This is a genomic window from Acinetobacter sp. UBA2063, from assembly GCF_002333245.1.
GTDB lineage: Bacteria > Pseudomonadota > Gammaproteobacteria > Pseudomonadales > Moraxellaceae > Acinetobacter > Acinetobacter parvus.
Map to the genome: position 1 here is coordinate 1 of NZ_DDAH01000220.1, position 8,471 is coordinate 8,471.

Annotated in this window: 6 protein-coding genes and 1 pseudogene; 4 read left to right on the forward strand and 3 right to left on the reverse strand. The window is 43.3% G+C overall.

What is annotated here, in order from left to right; translation table 11 throughout:
- Nucleotides 1–503: 503 nt before the first annotated feature.
- The 3 genes and pseudogenes from glyA to B4H32_RS10510 form a co-directional block, all read right to left on the reverse strand.
- Nucleotides 504–1,760: a serine hydroxymethyltransferase gene (gene glyA / locus B4H32_RS10500; protein WP_004680880.1), complete on the reverse strand. Its 1,257-nt coding sequence runs from the start codon at nt 1,758–1,760 to the stop codon at nt 504–506.
- A gap of 118 nt (nt 1,761–1,878) precedes the next feature.
- A pseudogene (locus B4H32_RS10505) lies at nt 1,879–2,067 on the reverse strand (hypothetical protein); the annotation flags it as partial.
- A 57-nt stretch (nt 2,068–2,124) separates the two neighbouring features.
- Nucleotides 2,125–2,589, reverse strand: a complete 465-nt coding sequence (locus B4H32_RS10510; RefSeq protein ID WP_004680881.1) for a hypothetical protein — start codon at nt 2,587–2,589, stop codon at nt 2,125–2,127.
- Nucleotides 2,590–2,684: 95 nt separating this feature from the next.
- Here B4H32_RS10510 and B4H32_RS10515 point away from each other — a divergent pair, with 95 nt between their 5' ends.
- The 4 genes from B4H32_RS10515 to dapC all read left to right on the forward strand — a co-directional run bounded on the left by B4H32_RS10515 (nt 2,685) and on the right by dapC (nt 8,364).
- Nucleotides 2,685–3,074 (forward strand): tautomerase family protein, encoded by a 390-nt coding sequence (locus tag B4H32_RS10515; protein WP_004680882.1) that lies wholly within the window; start codon nt 2,685–2,687, stop codon nt 3,072–3,074.
- A gap of 118 nt (nt 3,075–3,192) precedes the next feature.
- Nucleotides 3,193–4,410 (forward strand): formate-dependent phosphoribosylglycinamide formyltransferase, encoded by a 1,218-nt coding sequence (gene purT / locus B4H32_RS10520; protein ID WP_171062018.1) that lies wholly within the window; start codon nt 3,193–3,195, stop codon nt 4,408–4,410.
- Nucleotides 4,411–4,467: 57 nt separating this feature from the next.
- Nucleotides 4,468–7,131: a [protein-PII] uridylyltransferase gene (gene glnD, locus B4H32_RS10525; RefSeq protein WP_004680884.1), complete on the forward strand. Its 2,664-nt coding sequence runs from the start codon at nt 4,468–4,470 to the stop codon at nt 7,129–7,131.
- Between the two features lie 63 nt (nt 7,132–7,194).
- Nucleotides 7,195–8,364 (forward strand): succinyldiaminopimelate transaminase, encoded by a 1,170-nt coding sequence (gene dapC / locus B4H32_RS10530; protein WP_286802981.1) that lies wholly within the window; start codon nt 7,195–7,197, stop codon nt 8,362–8,364.
- Nucleotides 8,365–8,471: the final 107 nt, after the last annotated feature.

Genomic DNA, 8,471 nt, shown 5'->3' on the forward strand with positions numbered 1-8,471 from the left:
AAATTTGTCGTGTACAGAGAAGTTCGATATAAAATTCTCAATGAATTACGATACGCGGAAACGTCATCCGCAATTGTTTGAGACAGGACTCAATTAATAGAATGTTGTTTTTGCGATTCATTAAGTTAGCTGATAGTAGTCAACGAGTTTTGCGGTGAGCAGCGATAGCTGCGCAAGATGGTTGCCCTTGCGGAGCTTCGCTCCTCATGCCGAAACAAAAGTAAGTCCAGCTGAAAGTTTATGCTGAAATTAGATGAGAACTCTGCAAGATTCCATCAAGATATCTTTTAATATATTAGAAAAATATTTAAATCGTGTTCAGGTTACTTAAATAGCAACAAAATAAGGCAAGAAAATAGAACAATAGTTTGAATAGCACTTTTTTAAGGCAAACTGCCATAAAATGCTTCATTGGATTTGATGAGTTCATCAATTTTCAGGCATAAAAAAACACCCCAAACCGAAGTTTGAGGTGTTTTTAGAATTTTATTTAGCAAAGCAAATTATTCAGCATAAACTGGGAATTTAGCACAAACCGCTTCAACTTTAGCTTTTACATCCGCAATGACTTGTTCATTACCTTTACTGTCGATAATGTCAGCGATCCAAGCCGCAAGATCACGAACTTCCACTTCACCAAAACCACGCGTAGTTACTGCTGGTGTACCAATACGGATACCAGAAGTCACAAATGGAGAACGCGGATCATTTGGCACGGCATTTTTATTAACCGTAATATGCGCAGCACCTAACCATGCATCAGCATCTTTACCTGTTACATCCTCTTGCTTGATCAAAGACAATAAGAATAGATGGTTGTCTGTACCGCCTGAAACCACATCATAACCACGAGAGATAAACACGTCTGCCATTGCCTGAGCATTCTTCACCACTTGTTGTTGATATGCCTTGAATTCATCAGACATGGCTTCTTTAAAGCAAATTGCTTTCGCTGCAATCGCATGCATCAAAGGACCACCCTGATTACCAGGAAAAACAGCAGATTGAAGTTTTTTCTCGATTTCTTCGTTTGCTTTGGCAAGGATTAAACCAGAACGTGGACCACGCAGTGTTTTGTGTGTCGTTGTCGTGGTCACATCTGCAATTTGCACTGGGTTTGGATAAACACCAGCAGCAACCAGACCAGCAACGTGTGCCATATCAACAAACAGGTAAGCACCTACTTTGTCTGCGATATCACGGAAACGCTGCCAATCAACCACACGGCTATAAGCAGAGAAACCTGCAACGATCATACGTGGTTTGTGCTCTAAAGCCAAACGTTCAACTTCTTCATAATCAATTTCGCCCGTTTCTGGGTTTAAACCATACTGGACTGCATTATAGGTTTTACCAGAAAAGCTGACTTTCGCACCGTGAGTCAAGTGACCACCGTGTGCCAGGCTCATACCCAAAACGGTATCGCCTGGGTTAAGCAGCGCCAGGTAAACAGCAGAGTTTGCCTGAGAACCCGCATGTGGCTGAACGTTTGCATAATCTGCACCAAACAATGCTTTGGCACGATCAATAGCAAGCTGTTCTACGACATCAACATATTCACAACCGCCATAGTAGCGTTTGCCAGGATAGCCTTCTGCATATTTGTTGGTCAGTTTTGATCCTTGTGCTTCCATCACTGCTGGAGAGCAATAGTTTTCAGATGCAATAAGTTCGATATGAGCTTCTTGACGCTCACCTTCCGAAGCAATTGCCTGAGCGATTTCTGGATCAAATTCAGCAATAGAGATATTGGCAAACATTAGCGGGGGTCCTATAAATTAGGGCTTTTAAGCCGTGCTAAAGATTGGTGCGTATTGTAGCACGAAGTTTGCCGTTGCACAGATTGATATTTATTTAATTCTTCGTGAATTTTATTCACAATAAAATCAGCATCAGTACACCAAACAGCTTATCAAGCGAAATATAGTAAATGCTACTCAAGACAATCAAAACAATTGCCAGTGTTACTGAAAAACCTGATATTTCCACCCCAGCGCGGGCGGTTAAACATAAAATTGAAAAAACAATTAAGGGAATCCCCACAAAATGGGTCACAATATTGGGCAGAGTAAAACTTGAAGTGCGACATAAACCACCAAAGCGGGATTTTTCTTCCCGCTTATTTTATTTTGGAGAGGTATTTCCCAGTGCAGGATTATCAATTGCATCCTTACATTGGGCTTTATCACGTTCATAGTCTGCCTGCTTCTGCGCGGAGCTAGATGAACGATCTTTTACATCTCGCGCCCATGTGTCCAGACTGGTCAGTGCCTTACGGCAAAGTGCATATTTGCCTTCTGTCACAGAGTCGGTCATTTTGACATTGATCCGCCAATCCGTGCTGAGCTGGCGTAAAGGTTTCCTGACTTTTTCCTCAATTTCAGAGACTTGTTTATTATAGATAATTGGGTCAATTTCATTAATCAATGTCCACGCCGCATTTGCATAAGTGGTTGCATCATTGTTTAATTTTGGCGCAGGTTTGATTTCAACCTTTTTTTCAGGTTGATTGTCTCCCTGCCCACATGCAGTCAATAAAAAGGTGCTACACAATACGATTATTGCCACACGAGTTTTTGGATTAGACATATCAAGTCGCCAATGAAATATTTCGGCATTATGCTAGTCAATCTGGGAATAATTCTCAATCATTGTTACTTATTTATCATGGATAAAAACCACTCATGTCACAAATAAAAATCTATGCGCATCGCAAAACAATAGATCAATTTAGAGATCAGCTTTCCCAAGCCATCCATCAGGCTTTGGTTGAAAGTCTGAGCTATCCTGTGGAAAAGAAGTTTCAGCGTTTTATTGCCCTGAAACAAGATGATTTTATCTATCCAGATGACCGTAGTGACCGCTACATCATTATTGAAATTTTCATGTTTGAGGGTCGAAGCATAGAAACCAAAAAGCGCTTTGTGCAGGCAATCTTTGCCAATATTCAACAGCAATGTGGCATTTCAGCTCAGGATATTGAAATCACGATTTTTGAAACACCGAAATGTAACTGGGGAATACGGGGCAAAAATGCGGATGAATTGGGGCTGAACTATCAGGTCAATGTCTAAATAAGCGAAAACAATACAAGGTAGGATTTTTGTCTAACAAAAACCATTTTTTGTGTCAATTTAAGCTTAATTCAGCGGCAAGTTCTGCTATGCTTAAACACAAATTTATCAGGATAGGATTATTCGCATGAGCGTTACTCTTGGAACTCCACTTCAATCTTCTGCATTTAAGGTTTTACTGTTAGGTTCTGGAGAGCTGGGTAAAGAAGTGGTGATTTCTTTACAACGCTTGGGTGTCGAAGTTCATGCGGCTGACCGTTATGACCATGCACCTGCCATGCAGGTTGCCCATTATTCCTATACCCTGAATATGGCAGATCCAACTGAATTAAAACAACTGATTGAAAAAATTAAACCGAATTTAATTGTTCCTGAAATTGAGGCCATTGCGACTGAGGTTTTGCTTGAAATCGAGCAACGCAAAACTGCAACGGTGATTCCATCAGCAAAAGCCGTCAACCTCACCATGAACCGTGAGGGCATTCGCCGTTTAGCTGCGGAAGAACTGGGCTTGCCCACTTCCGCCTATCGCTTTGCCAGCACATTGGAAAGCTTCCGTGCAGCATGTGACGATATTGGTTATCCAAACTTTGTTAAACCTGTCATGTCCTCTTCTGGCAAAGGTCAGTCCCGTGTTAAGAACTTTGATGAGGTTGATGTGGCCTGGGAATATGCCATGCAAGGTGGTCGTGTCAATCAGGGTACAGTGATCATTGAATCACAAATTGATTTTGATTTTGAAATTACCCTATTAACCGTACGTGCTAAAAATCCAGCAACAGGTGAAATCGAAACCCATTACTGCGATCCAATTGGACACCGTCAGGATGCGGGTGACTATGTTGAAAGCTGGCAGCCACAACCAATGACAGTCGCAGCCTTGCAGGAAGCAAAACGTATTGCAAATAAAGTCACAACCGCTTTGGGTGGCTGTGGTGTTTTTGGTGTAGAGTTATTTATTAAAGGCGATAAAGTCTGGTTTAGTGAAGTCTCACCTCGCCCACATGACACAGGTCTAGTAACTCTGGCATCACAGTTCCAGAGTGAATTTGAGCTGCATGCTCGTGCGATTTTAGGTTTACCAGTCAACACAGCCCGTCATAGTGTGGCAGCCAGTGCCGTAATCTATGCAGGTGTGGATGCGAACAACCTGAGCTTCTCTGGCTTAAATCTTGCTTTGGCAAACCCGAACACTGACTTGCGCTTGTTTGGTAAACCAGAGGGCTTCAAACGCCGCCGTATGGGTGTTGCCACCGCACGTGCTGAAACCACAGACCTCGCGCGTGAACTGGCACAGCAGGCAGCAGATCAGGTGATTGTACAAACCAACGCTTAAAATATCTCCCTTAATCCCTCTTTGACCAAGAGGGACTTTGATAGAAGACCCATTTTCATGATCAATACATCGCCTTTGTTAAACTACGTCACCAGCCTTCATGATATTCAAGCCATTAACCAATGGCGAACAGATGTAGAAAAGCAATTACAGCAAAGTTATGAAAATGGTGCTTCCATTCGTGATGTGATTAGTGCCCGATCTGATTCGATTGATGAGGCACTCATTTTTCTTTGGAATCATGCAGGCTTAGATCAAACCGAGTTGGGTTTATTTGCTGTTGGCGGTTATGGTCGCCATGAGATGCTCCCCTATTCCGATACCGACATCATGATTTTGTCAGAGGATGAAATCAGTGAAGAACAAGAAAAACTGATTTCCGCTTTTATTTCCTCACTTTGGGATGTCGGTAATTTTAAGCCAGGGACAAGCGTTCGCACTATTCAAAACTGCGTTGAACAAGCCAGTAATGACCTGACGGTTGCCACCACCCTGATTGAAGCGCGTCTAATCACAGGTAATGAACAGCTTGCCAAGTGGCCTCGCCGTATTGTGGCGCAAACCTGGACTGATAAAACGTTCTATGATGCGAAAATGGCTGAGCAAGCCAAGCGCTATGCCCAACATAACAACACTGAAAGCAATCTGGAACCCGACATTAAAAATGCGCCAGGCGGTATTCGTGACATCAACCAGATTGGCTGGATTGCAAAACGCCACTTCCGTGTCAACCGTATCTATGACCTTGTACATTTAGGTTTTATCACTGAATTTGAGCTTGCTGTACTTGAAGAAGCGGAAAGTTTTCTATGGGAAATCCGCACCCATTTACATCGCTTGGCAAAACGTGATGAAAACCGTTTATTGTTTGAATATCAACGTGATATTGCAGCAAAGTTTGGCTATGTCCGTGAAGAGGGTCAACACGTCAATTTTGCCGTTGAACAGTTCATGAAACGGTATTACCGCACTGCCCAACAGGTTTCTACCCTGAGTGAAATGCTGCTTGCCTATTTCAATGAGTCGGTGATTACCCCACGTTTGCCTGACTATGAACGCCAGATTGTAGAAATTAATGACCGCTTTAAAATTGTGGATGGCAAACTTGCCGTACAACACCATAAGGTTTTCTCTGAAGAACCGAGCGCGATTTTAGAATTATTCTATCTATTGGCAAACCGTCCTGAGATTACAGGTATTCGCGCCCGCACCTTGCGTCTGCTGGTCCTTGCAGCCAAGCGGATTGACCAGCGTTTCCGCGACAACCCAGAACATCAGGCGTTGTTTATGTCAATCATTCGCTCACCGCATCTCTACAATACGATGGTGGCGATGAAACGTTACGGCGTTTTGGGCAACTATATTCCTGCTTTCGGGCAGATTATGGGATTGATGCAATACGACCTGTTCCATATTTATACGGTTGATGCACATACCCTGTTATTGCTGCGTAATCTCAGCCGTTTTAAAGCGCCTGAATTTGCCAAGGATTTCCCTGTGGTCAGCTCAGTGTTCCAGCGTATTGCACGACATGACATTGTGTATATGGCGGCAATTTTCCATGACATCGCCAAAGGTCGTGGCGGTGACCATAGCGAACTTGGGGCAATTGATGCAATTAAGTTCTGCCGCACACATGGTTTTACCGAGCGCGAATGCAAACTGGTGGCCTGGCTGATTAACAACCATCTCCTGATGTCACTCACAGCCCAGAAAAAAGATATTTCCGATCCTGACGAAGTAAAGGAATTTGCTGAAAAAGTTGGTGACATGGAGCATCTGGATTATCTGTATACACTGACCGTTGCAGATATTAACGCAACCAATCCAAAACTCTGGAACACATGGCGCGCTTCTCTGATGCGCCAGCTCTATACCTATGCCCGTGACGTGATTCGCTCAGGTTTAGGTCGCCCTGTGGATTACCAGATGCTGATTGAGGACACCAAGTTTGCAGCCAGTGAATTACTGGTCAATGACTTCTCGCTCGCCGAAGTAGAAAAAGTCTGGCAAGAGCTGGGGGATGAATATTTTGTCAAGGAGTCTGCCAACGAGATTGCATGGCACACTCAGGCGATTCTACAGCACGGCGATAATCCAGAGCCCTTGGTTTTATTACGCGCACATCGTAATGCCGCAGATGATGCGGTTCAAATCTTTATTTATACCCGTGACCAGCCTAACCTGTTCGCAACCACTGTGGCGGTGCTGGACCGTATGAACCTTGATGTTCAGGATGCCAGAATTATCACCGCAAGCACTGCATTTAGTCTGGATACTTACTTGGTGCTGGACCGTTTTGGCACATTGCTCACCGATCCTGATCGGGAACGTAAGGTTAAAGCGGCTCTGGTTGATGCTCTCAGTCATTCAGACCAATATCCAGGTATTATGCAACGCCGTATTCCGCGCCACCTCCGTCACTTTGATGTGCAGAATACGGTTGATATTGTGCTAAATCCAGCCTTACAGCAACACATGGTTGAAATCTCGACACTGGATCAACCTGGCTTACTGGCACGAATTGGTGCCCTGTTTATGCTGCAAGGTCTGGACATTCACTCTGCTAAAATTGCAACATTGGGTGAACGTGCCGAGGATATTTTCTTTGTCACCAAGAAAAATGGCGTATTGCTTACAGATGAAGAAGTCAAGGCCTTTGCGGAAACACTAAAATCCGCTTTGGATGAAGTGTCAAATCAGGTTCTTAACCCATCGTAATTCCAATTTTCATCAATACATTGGGCGTATGCAATACGCCCCTACAGTTTGGTAATTGTTTCAATGAACTCAAGTTTATCTTTATTGCATCCTTATCCTTTTGAAAAGTTAAACCAGCTTTTTAAAGGGCTACAACCTGCCGATTTACCGTTGATTCCACTGTCAATTGGTGAACCTAAACACCCCGCACCTGAGTTCGTTAAACAAGCGATTATTGATAATTTTGGGCATTTATCAACCTACCCCAACAGTAAAGGCTTGCCTGAGCTGCGCCAAAGTACTGCACAATGGCTGAGCAATCGTTTCAAACTGAACCAAATCAGTGCGGAAGATCATATTTTGCCTGTTTCTGGAACACGGGAAGGAATCTTCTCCTTTGTTCAGGCATTGATTAAACGTGAAGATGCGCCTTATATCGTGATGCCGAACCCGTTTTACCAGATTTATGAAGGTGCTGCGCTGTTGGCAGGTGCAAAACCTTATTTTATCAACTGCACTGAAGAAAATGGCTATCTCGGCGATTTTGATGCCGTGCCTGCCGAAGTTTGGGAAAAAACGGCGTTATTATTTGTGTGTACCCCAGGTAATCCAACAGGTACAGTACTGTCAAAAGAACAGTTTAAAAAACTGATTGCACTTTCTGACCAATATGGTTTTGTGATTGCATCTGATGAATGTTATTCAGAACTTTGGTTTGATCAGGCACCGATTGGGCTATTGGAAGTTTGTGCTGAATTGGGACGTGATGACTATAAAAACTGTATCGTGTTCCACTCATTGTCTAAACGTTCAAACTTGCCAGGAATGCGCTCAGGTTTTGTTGCTGGTGATGCGGCATTGTTAAAGCCTTACTTGCAATATCGCACCTACCACGGCGCGGCAATGCCTGTACAGCATCAACTGGCTTCGATTGCAGCGTGGAATGATGAAACGCATGTCGAAGAAAATCGCCAGCAATACCGTACCAAATTTGATTTATTCCAGTCTGAATTGGGTCATTTACTGCCATTACAAAAACCAGATGCAGGTTTTTATTACTGGCTTAAAGTCGATAATGATGAAGCTTTTGCCAAAATGTTGATGGAAAAAACGCATATCAAGGTATTGCCAGGTCGTTATCTATCCCGTGATACTGAACAGGGTAATCCAGGTGAAAACCATGTGCGGATGGCGCTTGTCGCTGATTTAGCACAGTGCGAAGAAGTCGTGAAGCGGTTGAAAGCGATTTTATAAATAAAATCCCCAAAGTTCATTTGATATTTTGGGGAATTTTATCATCCGACCCAGTTTTTCTAAGAATAGTCTTGATATTACCATACTGAATCGCAGTATATACTCCA